Source organism: Pseudobutyrivibrio sp. ACV-2, from assembly GCF_900107545.1.
Classification (GTDB): domain Bacteria; phylum Bacillota; class Clostridia; order Lachnospirales; family Lachnospiraceae; genus Pseudobutyrivibrio.
Genome location: NZ_FNQZ01000001.1, coordinates 24592 through 40933 on the forward strand (window position 1 = coordinate 24592; position 16342 = coordinate 40933).

Annotated in this window: 19 protein-coding genes; 12 read left to right on the forward strand and 7 right to left on the reverse strand. The window is 36.7% G+C overall.

Features of this window, described 5'->3' with window-relative positions:
- Positions 1–5: 5 nt before the first annotated feature.
- From BLV53_RS00105 to BLV53_RS00135, 7 genes are all read left to right on the forward strand, one after another.
- Positions 6–299 (forward strand): HNH endonuclease, encoded by a 294-nt coding sequence (locus tag BLV53_RS00105; protein WP_090295378.1) that lies wholly within the window; start codon positions 6–8, stop codon positions 297–299.
- Positions 292–717: a hypothetical protein gene (locus BLV53_RS00110; RefSeq protein WP_090295381.1), complete on the forward strand. Its 426-nt coding sequence runs from the start codon at positions 292–294 to the stop codon at positions 715–717. The genes BLV53_RS00105 and BLV53_RS00110 overlap by 8 nt, the downstream gene beginning before the upstream one ends.
- Before the next feature lie 11 nt (positions 718–728).
- Positions 729–914 (forward strand): hypothetical protein, encoded by a 186-nt coding sequence (locus BLV53_RS00115; RefSeq protein WP_139298909.1) that lies wholly within the window; start codon positions 729–731, stop codon positions 912–914.
- A 25-nt stretch (positions 915–939) separates the two neighbouring features.
- Positions 940–1194 (forward strand): hypothetical protein, encoded by a 255-nt coding sequence (locus BLV53_RS00120; RefSeq protein ID WP_090295385.1) that lies wholly within the window; start codon positions 940–942, stop codon positions 1192–1194.
- A gap of 199 nt (positions 1195–1393) precedes the next feature.
- Entirely contained in the window at positions 1394–2107 is a 714-nt protein-coding gene (locus BLV53_RS00125; RefSeq protein WP_090295387.1) for a LytR/AlgR family response regulator transcription factor, read from the forward strand.
- A gap of 1 nt (position 2108) precedes the next feature.
- Complete coding sequence (locus BLV53_RS00130; RefSeq protein ID WP_090295390.1) at positions 2109–3407, forward strand: ATP-binding protein; 1299 nt, start codon at positions 2109–2111, stop codon at positions 3405–3407.
- A gap of 120 nt (positions 3408–3527) precedes the next feature.
- Entirely contained in the window at positions 3528–6593 is a 3066-nt protein-coding gene (locus BLV53_RS00135) for a glycoside hydrolase family 3 N-terminal domain-containing protein (RefSeq protein WP_090295393.1), read from the forward strand.
- Positions 6594–6718: 125 nt separating this feature from the next.
- Here the strand turns inward: BLV53_RS00135 and BLV53_RS00140 are convergent, their stop codons facing one another.
- The 6 genes from BLV53_RS00140 to BLV53_RS00165 all read right to left on the reverse strand — a co-directional run bounded on the left by BLV53_RS00140 (position 6719) and on the right by BLV53_RS00165 (position 11037).
- Positions 6719–7252: a 3'-5' exonuclease gene (locus tag BLV53_RS00140; protein WP_090295395.1), complete on the reverse strand. Its 534-nt coding sequence runs from the start codon at positions 7250–7252 to the stop codon at positions 6719–6721.
- A gap of 28 nt (positions 7253–7280) precedes the next feature.
- Complete coding sequence (locus BLV53_RS00145; RefSeq protein ID WP_090295398.1) at positions 7281–7568, reverse strand: hypothetical protein; 288 nt, start codon at positions 7566–7568, stop codon at positions 7281–7283.
- 50 nt (positions 7569–7618) lie between these two features.
- Entirely contained in the window at positions 7619–7846 is a 228-nt protein-coding gene (locus BLV53_RS00150) for a hypothetical protein (protein ID WP_090295400.1), read from the reverse strand.
- Positions 7847–7910: 64 nt separating this feature from the next.
- Entirely contained in the window at positions 7911–9326 is a 1416-nt protein-coding gene (locus tag BLV53_RS00155; RefSeq protein WP_090295403.1) for a Y-family DNA polymerase, read from the reverse strand.
- Positions 9327–9591: 265 nt separating this feature from the next.
- Positions 9592–10380: a hypothetical protein gene (locus tag BLV53_RS00160; protein ID WP_090295406.1), complete on the reverse strand. Its 789-nt coding sequence runs from the start codon at positions 10378–10380 to the stop codon at positions 9592–9594.
- A 12-nt stretch (positions 10381–10392) separates the two neighbouring features.
- A complete protein-coding gene (locus BLV53_RS00165; protein WP_090295408.1) occupies positions 10393–11037 on the reverse strand; it encodes a DUF4230 domain-containing protein in 645 nt (214 codons plus the stop codon).
- Between the two features lie 216 nt (positions 11038–11253).
- On the opposite strand from BLV53_RS00165, the gene BLV53_RS16940 reads away from it, so the two are divergent.
- Complete coding sequence (locus BLV53_RS16940; RefSeq protein ID WP_170830713.1) at positions 11254–11409, forward strand: hypothetical protein; 156 nt, start codon at positions 11254–11256, stop codon at positions 11407–11409.
- Here the strand turns inward: BLV53_RS16940 and BLV53_RS00170 are convergent.
- The gene (locus BLV53_RS00170; protein WP_090295411.1) at positions 11380–12003 is read right to left on the reverse strand and encodes an SOS response-associated peptidase; all 624 of its coding nucleotides are present in this window, start codon (positions 12001–12003) and stop codon (positions 11380–11382) included. The genes BLV53_RS16940 and BLV53_RS00170 overlap by 30 nt on opposite strands.
- 525 nt (positions 12004–12528) lie before the next feature.
- Here BLV53_RS00170 and BLV53_RS00175 point away from each other — a divergent pair.
- The 4 genes from BLV53_RS00175 to BLV53_RS00190 all read left to right on the forward strand — a co-directional run bounded on the left by BLV53_RS00175 (position 12529) and on the right by BLV53_RS00190 (position 16320).
- Positions 12529–13155, forward strand: coding sequence for a GNAT family N-acetyltransferase (locus BLV53_RS00175; protein ID WP_090295413.1), 627 nt, complete (start codon positions 12529–12531; stop codon positions 13153–13155).
- A 116-nt stretch (positions 13156–13271) separates the two neighbouring features.
- Positions 13272–14096, forward strand: a complete 825-nt coding sequence (locus BLV53_RS00180; RefSeq protein ID WP_090295416.1) for a phosphatase PAP2 family protein — start codon at positions 13272–13274, stop codon at positions 14094–14096.
- Between the two features lie 30 nt (positions 14097–14126).
- Positions 14127–14918, forward strand: coding sequence for a M15 family metallopeptidase (locus BLV53_RS00185; protein ID WP_090295419.1), 792 nt, complete (start codon positions 14127–14129; stop codon positions 14916–14918).
- A 133-nt stretch (positions 14919–15051) separates the two neighbouring features.
- Positions 15052–16320 carry an extracellular solute-binding protein gene (locus BLV53_RS00190; protein ID WP_090295422.1) on the forward strand — a complete coding sequence of 423 codons (1269 nt, stop codon included), beginning with the start codon at positions 15052–15054 and terminating at the stop codon, positions 16318–16320.
- Positions 16321–16342: the final 22 nt, after the last annotated feature.

Below are 16342 nucleotides of genomic sequence, written 5' to 3' on the forward strand. Positions count from 1 at the left end.
TACTTATGAAAAGAAGAAAACGAAAAGAAAATCTTAAGAACCTAATATGGGCCAAAAACGATGGAATCTGCGCCAAATGTGGTAAGAGAGTTGAAGCGGACAAACGTACTATTGATCATTTCATCCCAAAATATCATGGTGGCACTGATGACATCAGGAACCTTATTCCTTTGTGCAAAGCTTGTAACAGAGCAAAAAGCTCTAGGCTTATGAGTATAGAGGAATGCTGTCCATATCTAGGCGAAGAATATAGGATACAAATTAAAAATTACGCCGGAGGAGAATTTGACCATGAATGAAATGGAAGCTAGAGAAATTAGAGAAGCTATAGATGCTGCGGATAATGCACTTAATCATCTTCGTTCAGCAAGAAGATATCTTGATAGTGCAGGTAACTGGGGCTTGCTTGATATGTTCGGTGGTGGCTTAATCTCTGGATTTATGAAGCATAGCAAAATGAGTGATGCTGAGCGAGAGATTGACGATGCCAGATATGCGCTCCAGAGATTTAGTAAGGAGCTTAGAGATGTTAGTGGCTACAGTTCTATTCATATAAATGATTTCCTGACTTTTGCAGATTTCTTCTTTGATGGATTTGTTGCAGATATCCTGGTACAGTCAAAAATCAGTGATGGCAAAAGACAATGTGAAGATGCTATTAGAAGAGTTGAGGGTATCAAAGCTGAACTGCAAGATAGATTAAGATCAAATAATTAAGGGGAGACCAGATGATGAACAAAAGAGACCAAATGACTGTAGAAAATTTCGTAAGTACAGGCATGGATTTGGAAACACTTTATGCATGCTTTCAGGATTTTTCAAAAGAAGAAATCGCTGAAATCTATAATAATTATAAAGCAAATCAGCCAACTGATGCTGTAGGAGAAAATAGCATGAGTATAAATTGCTCGTAAGTTTGACGGAATGGGAGAGATTAGTTTGAAGTACATTGTAAAGAAAATCCAGGAAGCAGATTTCGGATGTGAAGAACGTCCAGAAGGATATACACCACAAGTTGTCATCAGACTTCGTGATGAGGCTGGCCATGAAATAGAGATGGAAGTTGCAGATGCAGATCTTTATGCAAATGACATTAACGAAGCTGACTGGGTTTATTTTGATAAGGATAATCAGATTTATAAGGAAGTACATTTAATAAATGAATTTTTATTTGACAAGAAATTCAAGAAATAACTTATCAGAAGGAAATGTGAAAAGGCGTAAACCTAATGTTTTGAAATAAGGTTTCGCCTTTTCAGCTGAGTTATGTTTATCAATCGTTTAGCATCATATCACGAATTTTTTATTTTTAACCTATTTTGACATAATATGTTGATTTGTTTACATAAATGGTATATTTTCAGATAAACATATTTGAAAGGACTTCAGATTCATGCTTAGAATTGCAATAGTTGAAGATGAAAAGGAATGTCAGGCAAGCTTGATAGAACAGCTGTCACGATATGAAAAGGAGCATTCAGATAATTTCATAGTACGTACTTTTTTTGATGGTATAGATATTTTAGACGACTATACTTCAGAATATGATTTGATTTTTTTAGATATTCATATGAAGCATCAGGATGGTATGACTACTGCTAAAAAAATTCGCATGTTGGATAGTAGTGTAATTATTGTATTTATCACAGCTCTAGCCCAATATGCCATAGAGGGGTACAAGGTTAATGCTCTTGATTTCATTTTAAAGCCGGTGGTTTATGAGCAGTTCGAAGGAACAATGGATAAAGTTCTAAAGACAGCTGATAAGTATCGAAAAAGTAAAGAGCTGATTGTGTCCGATGATGGTAGCAAAAGAAAAATAGATACTGATGATATTTATTATATAGAGGTAGTTGGTCACATTATTGTAATTCACAGTAAATCAGGGGTTTTTGAAACTAGAAGCAAATCCCTAAAAGCCATCGCTGATGATTTAAAAGAATATGGCTTTATACAAAGTGGTCAGTCACATTTGATTAATCTTAAATTCGTAGACAAGATAAAGGGGGATGTAGTTACGGTAGCAGGAGAGGAATTGTTTCTAAGCAGAAGCCGTAAAAAAGAATTTATTGCTGCATTTGGTGACTATGTAGGAATGGAGATATAGAATGAATACTACATTTAACATTGGTTATTTACTGGAAATGCTCTTGCCAGTGCTTGGAATATGCATTGTTTTAAACAAACATAAACATCCCATTCTAAAAGGTGCATTGTGTGTGGCTATTGGTTTGATTGTTGACATGGCTATAATCTGGATTTTTAAATTGTTAGGCTATGAGGGGTCGGAATTTTCGGATGTAAATTCTATGTCAAATTATTTTGTACTGTTAATTTGGTTTATGGCAATTTGGCTTATTGTGATAATAGGAATTTATATTGTCTTTGAAGTGACATTCCAGGAAGCACTTTATCTGTTTGCAGTCAGTTATGCCATAGAACATATTTTTTACTGTATCAGAGAATTGGTAAGCTTTGCATCGGGGAGCAATATTTCTGACAATCATCCAGTTTTATATTCTATTTGCTTAATTGCTTCATTCCTTTTGGCGTATTTATGGTTCGCTAAAAAAACTGTTATGAACGGAAAATATCTAATAGAGACTCTTTCAGCAACTGGTGCAACAGTCATTATTTTGATTGTGGTATGGTTTTTTAGTCTGGTGGCAAGCTTTAATAATATAGGTCATATTCACGCCATTTATGCAATTCTTTCATGTCTTTTTATTTTAATAAATCAAAGGGCTCAGCTTATTAATGAAAACGAAAAGCAGAAATTTAAAATAAAGGAACAGCTGTGGAAGGATACGCAGATTCGTTATCAATTTTCAAAAGATGCCATGGCTGTTGTAAATCAGCATTACCATGACATGAAGCATCAGATAAATGCTTTGGCTAGTATGGAAAATGATGAAAAACGAAGAGGCATTCTTGCAGAGATGGAAAATGACATAGCTGTATACGATGCTGTGGTGCGTACTGGCAACGAGCTGATAGATACAGTTTTAACTGAGAAAAAACTGATTTGTCATAGCAAGGATATTCAAATGAGCTGTATTGCTGATGGCATGCAACTTAAATTTATGGACGAGATCGATTTGTATACGCTGCTGGGCAATGCCTTAGATAATGCTATCGAGGCGAATGAAAAAATATCAGAAGCCTCCAAAAGATGGATATCCATTCAGATTCAAAATAAAAAGGGCATAGTACTTGTTGAGATAATAAATCCATTTACTGGAACTATAAAAATGAAAAATGGTATGCCTGTTACATCCAAAACTGATAGGCTTAATCATGGGTATGGCACCCAGAGCATAAAAAATATTGTTGAAAAATATAATGGGCAGATGATTATTAAAACTGAAAATGAAAAATATTTACTTAGAATCATTTTTACAGATTAATATGCCAAATATGTCAAAAAATATGCAGGCTAGGACAAAGCCTGCTTTTTTTAAAGCTAATTTGCTATTCTCTGAATAGGTTATAAATCAGGGCGATTGCCTTAGAAAAGGAGAATGTAAATGAGCAAAACAAGGAAAATTGTAGGAACAGTTATCCGCTCTGTATTAATTATCGTATTTACGGTAATTATCGCTGCGGTTAACATCATTCTGCCTAACTATACACGAATGGCAGACAGTATGGTGGGTGGCTTTAACACCAAAATTGATAATTCAGATATTGATACTACAGGACTGGATCTTCAGTACAACAAGGCTGATTATGATGCAAATTCTATCAAACCAACAGAGGCAAAGCTTCATCAGCAAATTGCCGATGAAGGCACAATTCTGCTTGAAAATGAGGATGGATTTTTGCCAAAAACTGCTGACGCAACATTTAGTTTTTTTAGTGTAAATTCAGCAACAGTTACAGCTAATGACAGTATGATGGGCGGAAGAAGTCTTTCTCAGATTTTTGATGGTGCAAATGTGTCATTAAACAAAACTCTTTATGAATTCTACGGTGAACAGACTGAAAGCTATGGCTTAGGAAAGGGATCTATTTCTTATGGTGATGAAGAGGACTTTTCAATTAATGAGGTTCCATTATCAGCATTAAAAGAAAACACTGAAGTTATGAATTCTCTAAAGGATACTGTACCAGTATATTTCTTAAAGAGAGTGGCTGGCGAGGGACGAGATATGCCTCGCTCGATGTACAATCATGCTAAAACTGATGAGGATAAGACAAAGACATATCTAGAGCCAGATAGTACAGAGCTTGAAATTATTTCATACTTAAATGACAACTTCGACGGAGTAGTTTTAGTTTCAAACTCAAATGCGGCACTGGATTTGGATTTTATAAAGGATTATCAAAATATTAAGGCTGTAATTTCGGCAACAGCAATAGAAGCTTTACCATATATTCTCACTGGTCAGGTAAATCCATCAGGTAGAACAGTAGACACCTTTGCAGCAAACCCTCTTGAGTCACCAGCAGCTCAAAACTTTGGTGATTATCAGTATAGTGATGCCAACGGAGAACTCACAAAATACAATTATGTTACATATGAAGAAGGTATCTATGTAGGTTACAAATACTACGAAACCAGATATGAGGATGTAGTTTTAGAGCGCGCAAACGCAGGTGATTTTGATTATGACTCTGAGGTAGTCTATCCATTTGGATATGGTTTGTCTTATACAACATTTGAATGGTCAGATATGAAGACAAGCTGGGATGGTGATGAATGTAACGTTCAGATTACAGTAACAAACACAGGTGATGTTGCAGGTAAAGACGTTGTAGAAATATATGCACAAAGCCCATACACAGAATATGATATTGAAAATGGTGTTGAAAAGGCTTCTGTAGAACTTGTAGCCTATGACAAAACAAAAGAGCTTGAGCCTGGTCAGTCACAGAGCCTTACCCTTAAGTTTGATAAATCTCAGTTAAAGGCTTATGACGCAAACAATGCAAAGACTTATATTTTTGACGCAGGAGATTATTACATTACTGCAGCAAAAGATGCACATGAGGCAGTTAAAAATATTATTGATGTAAAAAGTCAGGCAGTTAATTCAGAAGCAGTTGAAGCTCAAATTGCAGAGAAACCAGAGATAACATCTGATTTTGTAGCTGTATACACACCTGATATTACAGAGGTTGATGTAGTAACTTATTCAAAGGATAGCTACTCAGGCGAAAAAATAACAAATCAGTTAGATGATGCTAGAGGAGATGCCACATATCTTAGCAGAAATGATTGGGTTGGAACCTTCCCAACACATGATGGAAAAGCAAGCACTCAGATAAGTACCTGGGGCAATGAAATTAATGGTGATGATGGCAAGTCATATACTTTTACAAAGGAAGCCTCAGACGAACTTATAGCACAGCTTGATAGCTTCGATTCTGGTTCACCAGTTGATCCAGCTACACTTTCAGACACAAAAATTGTCTATGGAGCAGACAATGGACTTAAGTTAATTGATATGCGTGGACTTGATTTTGATGATCCTCTTTGGGACGATTTGCTCGATGAACTTACAGCAGAGGAAATCTACAACGCAATCGGCGTCAGTGGTTATGGCATTGAATATATCAAATCTATAGAAAAGCCATTTAACATTGATGCGGATACAGCTGCAGGACTTATTTATGGTGGTACAAGTGCTATGTTTCCTAATGCCATGACTCTTGCACAGTGCTGGAATCCATCCCTTGCTCTAGAGTTTGGTACTATGATAGGAAATGAAGGCTTAATAGGCGGTGCTGATGGCTGGTATGCTCCATCCATGAACATCCATCGCACTCCATTCTCAGGTAGAAACGGTGAATATTATTCTGAGGATGCATTCCTTTCAGGAACTGTAGCTTCAAACGCAGTGCAGGGTGCAGCATCAAAAGGTATGTACACTTACATCAAACATTTTGCATTTAACGACCAGGAGAACCATCGTGGTGATAGAGATGGTCAGTTTAGTATAGCCACATGGCTTAACGAGCAGAGTGCACGTGAAATATATCTTGTTCCATTTGAGATGTGCATGAAATCTGGTGATGTAACTCTTAACTATGTAGAAAAGCAAGATGATGGAACCTATGCCAATGCATCTAAGGATATCAGAGCTTCACAGGCTGTTATGACATCATTTAACAGAGTTGGTGCTACATGGGCAGGTGGAGATTACGGTCTTATTACAGGTATTCTTAGAAATGAGTGGGGCTTTGATGGAATTGTTTTAACAGACAATGCTAACACAGGAGTATTTATGGATGGCTACCAAATGACAGAGTCTGGTGCTGACATTAAACTGACATCACTTCCATCAGCTGCAAGATATAATTTTGATAAAAACGATCCTGCAACATACTATTATGCAAGACAGGCAATGCACCGCATGCTTTATATAATAGCAAACTCAAAGGCCATGAATGGTGCAATGCCAGGCAGCCATATTATAGATGGCACAAGACTCACAACTCATCTTATGAGAATTGTTACAGTAGTATTTTTACTTTTAATCATTCTTGAAATATACAAGATATTTAGACTCTTCAAGCCTACTGCAAAAAAGCTGGCAAAGCTTCAGGCCAAGGCTGAAAAGAAGGCGGCAAAAAAGGCTGCAAAATAAATAAAATAAGGTAATAAATTACGAGGCAGTGGATTTTCCGCTGCCTATAAATTATACGTATAGATATGTTACTCTACTAAAATAATTGATTTTATCAGGGCAGGAGAAATCATCCTGCCTTAAATTTATTTAAAAGAACAAGTTCTGATAGCACCCTTTATATACCCACCATCCTGAAAATATCTCAAAAGAATTTCAGCGCAGGCATGGCTATCGCTGTCTGCCTGATGGTGGTTTAATTCTATTCCGTAGTAGTCGCATAAATCATTTAGTTTGTGACTGATGCCGGGGAGTAATTGTCGGCCCATTAAGACTGTGCAGACGTATCTAGCGTATGGCTTCCATTCGATATTGTAGTCCTTTAAGCATTTTTTCAGTACATTCATATCAAAGGATGCATTATGAGCCACAAGCATGCCACTACTCATAATAGGTTCAATCTGTTCCCATAATTCAGGGAAAGTAGGAGCATTAGCGACCTTGTTTTCATCAATGCCTGTCAGTTTCACATTGAAATAATCAAAATGAGTCTCTGGGTTAACCAGGGAGAAGAATTCTTCGACAATATGATCATCTTCAATAACGCTAATACCGATAGCGCTCATACGGTTGTTACTTCTATTAGGCGTTTCTACATCAAAAACTACAAATCTGGACATATTAAAATCCTCCCCATAACTTAGTCTATTAATCCATCCCTAATAGCCAAAGATGACCTTCTGGCTGAAAATAGAGACGTACTAATTGAAGCTTATCATCTATAGTAATTTGGCATTCAAATACAACGGTGCTGAACGTGACAAATATATCATCAACAGTTGTGTATGTTCCCTTTTTAATTATTTGTCGATATCCTTTAATTGAAAATGCCTCTGGTTTGCCAGCGGCATTTATCATTTGAATACGCATTGGGATGATGCTGCCATCATGTTTAAATTGAGCTATAACATCTATTTCATCTAGTACTTTTGGCATATGTTGGTATGGTTGTTATTCTTTCTTAATTTTTTAATTTTTAGATTTTCCTATGGATATTCCTCTGCAGGTACTCGCTCTAAATCAGAATAGTTAGACTCAAATTCTGATTCGGTACTAGCAATTTCTTCATTAAATCCTTTTAGTGCATCAAAGGGGCTAAAAATCTTAGCACGCCGTGATAAGTCCATAGCAGGATGTTTGATTGAAAAATCATCGTTTGGTTCGTGCTTTGGTTTACCTCTTTCATACACTTTTTTGTATCTATCAGTAATCATATCATTTCATCCAATCTCATAAAATATAGATAGGCAAATTAAAGTTTATGAAATCCTAAAGTTTTTATTTTTTGTGCCCACCAATTTGAAGATTTCTTTCTCTTGTAGTTGCCCCATCTAGAAGGTTAAATCCTTTTAATATTGCGTTTGCTCCGTACTTAGTTCTTACCTCTAAAAGTGCAGAATGAATAAGTTGCTCCTTGTTAAGTGCTTCATAGTCAGTGAATAGATCCATTTGAAAATAACCACCGTTATTCTGAACATTGCAAGCGCATATTCCTAACCTACGAAACAATATTCTATGATCCGTTTTCTTTATTACATCATCCATTACAGCTTGAATTACAAGTTTAGATGCGTTTGTTGCATTACGTAGGTTTACTGTGCCATTAGAATGAGCTGGATGGAGTCTGCCATACCAATCTATAGCTAATGGACCATCGTAGTGAGGGCAGTATTCAAGACTTTTGTAATCGTAGCTTACCCACCAGGTAAATTTTGAAGAAACAAGATTCTTTTTGTACATGTCACAGCATAGGAGATCAATCATTTCTGTTAAAACAATACATGCTTCCTCGTATTTGTATGGTCTAGGTAGCACCTGGCCATTAGAAAGAGAGTGGTTGTCTGACTTGTAGTTCTTAATATCATGCATTGTAACAGGCTCTATTCCCCAGGCGTGATCAATAAGAATTTCTGCATCAATTCCAAATGTTTTATAGAACCATTCTTCATCTATCTGAGACCGCTCGGCAACATCGCCCATTGTATACATCATATTTTTCTCTAATCGACGAGCTTTTCCATTTCCAATCTGCCAAAAGTCAGTAAGAGGTTTGTGAGGCCATAGTAAAGATTTATATGATTCTTCGGTTAGGGCTGCTATGCGAACACCATCCTTATCTGCAGGAGCTTTTTTGGCTACGATATCCATGGCCACCTTTGCCAGATATAGATTTGTTCCAATGCCAACTGTAGCTGTAATACCAGTTTGTTTGAGAACATCTCTAATCATAGTCAGAGCCATGACGTGAGCTGGACTCTGTTTAGTTAGAATTGCTGCAGTTTCATACAGATGCAGGTAGGGTGTGCAATCAATGAAGCTCTCGTCGATGCTATAAACATGAATATCCTCTGGTGCAACATATTTTAGAAAAATACCGTAGATTTTGGCTGATACCTTTTCGTATTCAAGCATACGTGGGACAGCAGTAATATACTTAACAGTGGTGTGGTGAGAACGCTCATATTTTTCGATGGCTCGTTTGGCTTCGAAAAGTCTGGGTCTACTTGGAACACCTATAGCCTTAAGGGCAGGAGAGACGGCGAGGCAGATGGTTTGATCTGTCCTGGTTCCATCGGCAACTAAAAGATTTGCTTTAAGTGGATCTAGTCCCCGGGCTACGCATTCCACAGATGCATAGAATGACTTCATATCTATAGCTATGTAGCATTTAGGGAAGAAAAAATGATTAGACATATCCAGTTGCATTACCTCCTCTCTACATGAACATAGTTTCTCGAAAATATGTTTGTCTTTGTAAAATGATAATACACCCGGATACTTTACGAGTCAATCGAACATCGAAAAAATGTTCGAAGATATTTCTTGCTGAGGATAGAGACTATATTTTATTGAAAAATTTTTATTTTGCCTCAGGTTTGGCTGAGGACCTTTTTTTAAATTCAATACGAAGAACGTGCTACGATATTTTTTATCCTTTTCAATTATTACAGCACTGTTTCTATACTTCTTTCTCCTCACTATATTTTTCTAGCAGATATTTAATATTTCCAATGGTTGGAACAGAATAGTTTTGAGTAATAATAAACTTAAGTAGCCAAAATGCTAAAACTAAAATCAATATAGGAATGAGACAGGTTACCACTACCATTACGGCCAAGGCACGAATGAGTTGTGATAAATAGTTTCCAGCATTTGAAATGGTTGCTTCTGCAGAATTGGTAAGTTGAGAAAGTATGCCTGCATCTTCGACATCAGCAGAGGACAGTTCATTATTTTGAGCAGCTGAAATTGTCTCTTCGTAGGTATTAGAAACTAAATTTGTAATCTGCACAGTACAAGGGACTATTAAATAAATGATAATTCCTGCAAGCAGGAGCTTTACAGCTATTTCTTTAAATTTAACGTTATTAAAGAGTAGGTAAAGAACCAGCAATATGCATATGGCTGGAATAACAATATATGTAACGATAAAACCTGAAATTAGAGCAAAGTACTGTTCGAAAAACAGTGCGCTAAGGACAATTAAAAAGTATGTTGAGAAATTGGCCAGCTGGTCTGCAATTGGAGTACCTGCATCACCCGGTATGAGGGAAATAGCAGTTGAAGCAATTGCTGAACCGGCAGATAGGCCCATAACAGTATTTATTTTTTCATCAAATGACTCTATGTTTGTTTTATTGAATGAAAAGTCTGGATCAGTTGCAACTTTACTAAGCTTTGTAAAAGATAAGATCCCAATAAAAATGCATAGCGTGATAAGACAGTATTTTTTTATAGTTGAATTCATTAGTAGCGCCCCCTAATTAAAAGCTAAAGAATATTTATTTGTATCTATTAGCTGAGAAACAAAGTTTGCAATTATGGTTTTAGCTTGTGTATCAGCTTTATCTAATAAGCCCTTGCTTAAAGCATTCTTCTTGGCATTTTCTTTAAATTCTTTTTGAGCATTATTAAAGTCTTTTGGCTTGATTGGATTCCAAAATTTGTTATCAGAATCGTATTCTTTAAAGCTATTTTCATCTACAGTTACGGTGTGTACTTCTGAATCTGGAATCGTAATTGTTATCACTTTATTATTGTCGTCTACAGAAACTTTTATTTTTGAAAAGTCTACACCAGCCTCGACAACACCATCATAGCTATATGTAAATGATGATTTAGAGGTCCAAAATGCGATTTGCTTTTCCTTGGTATATTCTTCAACTTGAGTAAAGTAGTACTCTTGCGTAATAAGAAATCCCATATCATTTAGACCATCTTCAATTATAGAAAAGTCTGTAGTATAGCTTGTGTTAGTTTCGTCGTATGACTTTGGAACAAGATTTTGGAATGATGAATTGGAATCGTCTGAATTAAGATGACTAGTTATAATCAAATAAATTGAAGCAATTCCCAAGAGAATAATCAGAGTGATTCCTAATCTATTTAATGTCTTTTTATTCATATTTACCCCTATTATCTGCTAAAAGCATAGTGTTGGTAACATATAATAAACAATGTTTTATTAATTATATGCCAATTTTAGTTTGCTTGCACGTATATGAGACACATTTTCCCTTCGCCCGCGGCATCGGTTACTTTGTGAGTCATCAAAAGGAATATGTAGAGCAGTTAGAGAGATTTATATCTGCTTAGAGAACAGACAGGGAGGAAAAGTATTATGAAAACAGATTATAAAAATTGGATGCCTAAGGGCATGATTAGTGGATTTGCCACAGCAGCAATTCCCGGATATGATCCAGATGTTAGAAGTGATTTTAGCAGCATTGAGGAGATTTCAGCGGAACTAGAAGGCTTTTTCAGCAACTGTATCTGATAATGCAAATTGTATCAAATCTGCAGGATTAGAAGAAGGATTAATCCAATCATTAATTTTGTTCTTAGGAAGCATGAGTGGCATTCTATCATGTATCTTAGCCAGCTCTGCTGAGGGTTCTGTGGTAAGGATGACAAAGACAGGATATCCATCCTCAATACGATATAGGCCGCATAGCCAGGTAGTAGTGCAGCCGGCTGGCTGAATGGCGTATTTATCACCGGTTTTTATTTTTCCATCAGGGCTTTTAAAATGTTCCCATTCATAGTAGTAGGCTGCAGGAATGACACATCTATGAGATTGCCAAGCATCTTTAAAGGTAGGCTTTTGACCAGCTGTTTCAAGTCTTGCATTGAATAGGGTTCGCTTATTATCCCTGGCAGTGAAGCCCCATTGCATAGGAAACACCTGTTGTTCTCCTTTAGAGTTAGGCGCAATTACAGGTACTATATCTGTAGGGCGGACTTCTCCATCTGTGATAAGTGGTCTGGCATGAGTATCTATAAATTTGTCAGTGAGAGGTGATCTCTTTGCAATATCTATTATTTCTCTTAATTCAGGTTGAGTTATATCAAGTGCATATCTGGTACACATAATGGTTCTCCTATGGAAATTCCTCTGCAGGTACTCGTTCTAAATCAGAATAGTTCTTTTCATGGTGAATAGTTAATAATCTATAATAAATGTCGAATGTATGTTTGTACTTTTATAATACACCTGAATGCGCGATGAGTCAATCAAAAACAGAAAATTTGTTCTATTTCATATTATAAAGTCTTGTCTACTCTTTGTGCCTGAAATGACATATTTTAATTTCATTATGGTAAAATAAAATATAGATTTCGGATGCTGATGCCATAACGGAGCATGGCAAACAGGCTCACTTTAGGGGACTTGAGGAATTAAAAGCAGGATTTGTAGGAGAAAGTGTAATAGAGAGATTCGAGTCGACAATTAAGCCCTAAGGCTTGATTATAAAATTTATTAAAAGGAGAAGTGCTGTTTGACAAAGTACAACACACGAGAGATTGTAGGCTAACCGGGAGGTTTGCAGACAATCACACAAACCTCCCGCTGAAAAGCAACTTATGGTCACAAGTTTTCAGGAGGTAAAAAACATTGAATAAAAATGACTACACTATTCGATTAGAAGAAAAGAAAGATTACAGAGAAGTAGAGAACCTGGTAAGAGAATCATTTTGGAACGTATACCGTCCAGGGTGCAGTGAGCACTATGTGATTCATGTACTGAGGGATGATGAGGCTTTCATACCAGAACTTGATTTTGTCATGGAAAAAGATGGAGCACTGATTGGCCAGAACATGTTCATGAAGACTATCATTGAAGCAGATGATGGCAGAGTGATTGATATTCTTACTATGGGACCGATTGGTATTACTCCAAAACTCAAGCGCCAGGGCTACGGCAAGGCTATTCTTGACTATTCTCTTGAGAAGGCCACTGCAATGGGCTTTGGTGCAGTTCTTTTTGAAGGCAATATTGATTTCTATGGTAAAAGTGGTTTTGATTATGCTCGTAAATTTGGCATCAGATATCATGATTTGCCAGAGAAAGCTGACGATTCATTCTTTCTCTGTAAGGAGTTGATTCCAGGGTATTTGGATGGCATAACTGGAGTTTATCAGACACCACAGGGATATTATGTCAGTGACGAGGATGTGGAAGAGTTTGATAAAGCATTTCCGCCAAAGGAGAAGCTAAAGCTTCCAGGGCAGATATTTTAATTGAATAGTATTAGCCTCACCTATGTGTAGAATCACAGGTGGGGCTCTTTTTGTTGAATGTTTAGTTTATATATCATAAAATTTTAATATAAGGTTAATTGCTGGGGGATGAGGATTTGAAGATATTTGAGAAGCTAGTATGGAAGCCAGTTGCATGGATTGTTGTTTTTGTGATTGGCATGGTGGTTTTTACGTTTTTAGATTTACCAATTGCAAAAGCAGTATATCGGAATAACAACACCTATGGAAGAGTATTTGAAATAGTTGGTTTGTTTACTACACCAATGGCGGGAATCTTTTTTGCGATTAGTAATTTCTATACTATTAGAGTAGCAAAAAAGAGGATGCTGTCTTTCATTTTAGGGTGGTTAGCTCTGATTGCCTTTGTCGGAATAAATTGTCTTTCTATTTTTATGCTGAATAAAGAATGGTTCACTAATATGTTTTTGCTGTATGTTCTATTCATTTTTTTCTCAAGGTGGGCTGTTAGGTATATATGTAGTTATGCACAGGTGGTGGAATTAAGAAAAGTAATGATAGTTGGCCTGAGTGCTACACTTATGGCAGTTCTGGGCCAGACCTTGATTAAGTATTGTTTTAATCGGCCAAGATTCATCTGGCTTACAGATCCTGATACTCAGTTCAGGTATTGGTTTGTACATTATCCAATGTCTCATGATTCATCATTTCCATCTGGTCATGCTGCCCAATCTGCTCTTAGTTTTATTCTGGTAATGTTTAGACGATTCGTTCCCAATTTTAGGACTAAAAAATGGGACATAATAATGTGGACCGTTGCCATATTTATAACTGGGTCAACGATGATATCCCGTATGCTTTTGGGAGTTCATTACGCCACTGATGTTTGGGCAGGAGCTTTTTTAACACTATTTACTATATCGTTGTCAAATTGGTATGTAGAGAAAGTTTATAAGGAATAAACACAAGGATAAGCTTTAAGGAGGTAGCTAATGAAAAGACGACTGCTAACTTTGGTACTCGTTATTGTAATCGGTGGTGTATTTGCATGTGGTCAAGAACCTACAAATACACAGGCTAGTGTTCTTGAAGAGTCATCTGCGAATGTGACGGACAAAACAGAACAGGTAGCATCACGGGAAGGTTTTTATATTCAGGAAATATCAGACGAGTTGTTTGAAAGGATGAAAAGTGGGAATACCTATAAAGAGGATTGCATTGTTCCTCGTGAGGACCTTCGGTATCTTGTGGTTCTTCACAAAGATAAGGACGGCAATACTCATCAAGGGGAAATGGTGGTTCACAAACTGATTGCTGAGGATGTACTGGAAATTTTTGAGCAACTGTATGATGCTGGATATCCCATTGAAAGAATGGTGCTTCCGGATAACTATCTTGCAGATGATGAGATTATGATGCGCGACAATAACTCATCCAGCTTCAACTTCCGATTTATATCTCACACGAACAAGATTTCTAAACATGGTTTGGGAATGGCAATAGATATTAACACACTTTACAATCCTTACCATAAAGTCGTGACAAATGATGATGGCAGTAAAGAAGAAGTAATAGAACCTGCCACAGGAAAACCTTATCTGGACAGAACACAAAACTTCGATTACAAAATAGAAAAAGGTGATCTTTGCTATAGGCTCTTTACGGAAAAAGGATTTGAATGGGGAGGAGACTGGACAGATAGAAAAGACTACCAACATTTTGAACTACCTAGCGACATCACCGAGAAGTATTCTGAAATGTATAGCCTTAAAAATGTAAAATGACATCAGCTAAGGACTCTAAGACAACCGGTTGCAAAGTATATTTTTTTATATACTGTGTTTTAAAATTTATATTTGTAATAGTTACTTTTTGTTAACCTATCCCTAACTTAAAAGAAAGGGATAGGTTTTTTAGATGAAAAAGAAATTATTATGTTTACTGTTAAGCAGCACACTATTGATGGGGATGGTAGGCTGCGGTGATGCAACTGGTTCAGCAAAGACCACAGGGACCGACGATGAGGAGAGCCTGTATGCTGAAGATGCAAAGCTGAAGCTTTGGGGCTCACAGGATGATCAGGAATATCTTCAAGATGCCATCGATAGTTTTAAGGAGGATTTCCCAGAAGCTGCAAATTGGGACATTGAACTTGCTGTAGTTAGTTCAGCTGATGCCAAGGACCAGGTTCTTAAGGATACAGAAGAAGCAGCTGATGTATTTGAGTTTGCATCAGATCAGCTATACAGTCTTGTTACAGCCGGTACACTTTATAAAATAACATCTGATAGAGAGGATGTTGAATCTAGAACAACAAAAACTGCAGTAGATGCGGCTATTTTAGATGGCAATTTATACGGATATCCATCTACATCAAATTCATACATTATGTATTATGATAAATCAAAGTATACAGAGGATGATGTAAAGAATTTGGATACAATACTTTCTAAGGATTTAGGAAGTGATGTTAATTTTGCAATGGACCTTGATAATGGTTGGTACATGGCAAGCTTCTTCTTTGGAAATGGATGTACACTTTTCGGTACTGACGGACAGGATGCATCAGAGTGCTCATTCAACAATGAAAATGGTTTAGAGGTTGGAAATTACATCTTAGATTTGACACATAACAAAAAGGTTGGCAACTATGATGATACATTATTATTATCAGGATTTGCTGACAGAACTCTTGGAGCTGCTATCACAGGAACCTGGAATGCAGTAGCTATTAAAGAGTACTTAGGTGACGATTTTGGAGTAACAACATTCCCAACAGTAAATCTCGCAGAAGGTAAAGAGGTACAGCCAAGTCCAATTGTTAACTTTAACATCTACGGTGTAAATGCACAGACAAAATACCCATTAGAAGCAATGGCATTGGCAAACTATATTACATCTGAAAAGATTCAAAAGCTTAGATTTGAGCAGCGTTCATCAACACCAGTATGTAACTCTCTTATAGAAGATAAGGAGCTACTTGGTTCAAATCCTGCAGTTAGTGCATTGGCAGAGCAGGTTGCTCTGGCTTCAACAGTACAGACATCAAACCCACAGATTTCAAATTTCTGGTCACCAATGGAAGCATTTGGTCAGGATTGTATTGCTGGCAACATCACTCATGATAATATGCAGCAAGCACTTGATACATTGGTAGAAAGTATTCTTGCAAAATTAGGCGAATAATAAAATGCTTTAGACTCTCTGA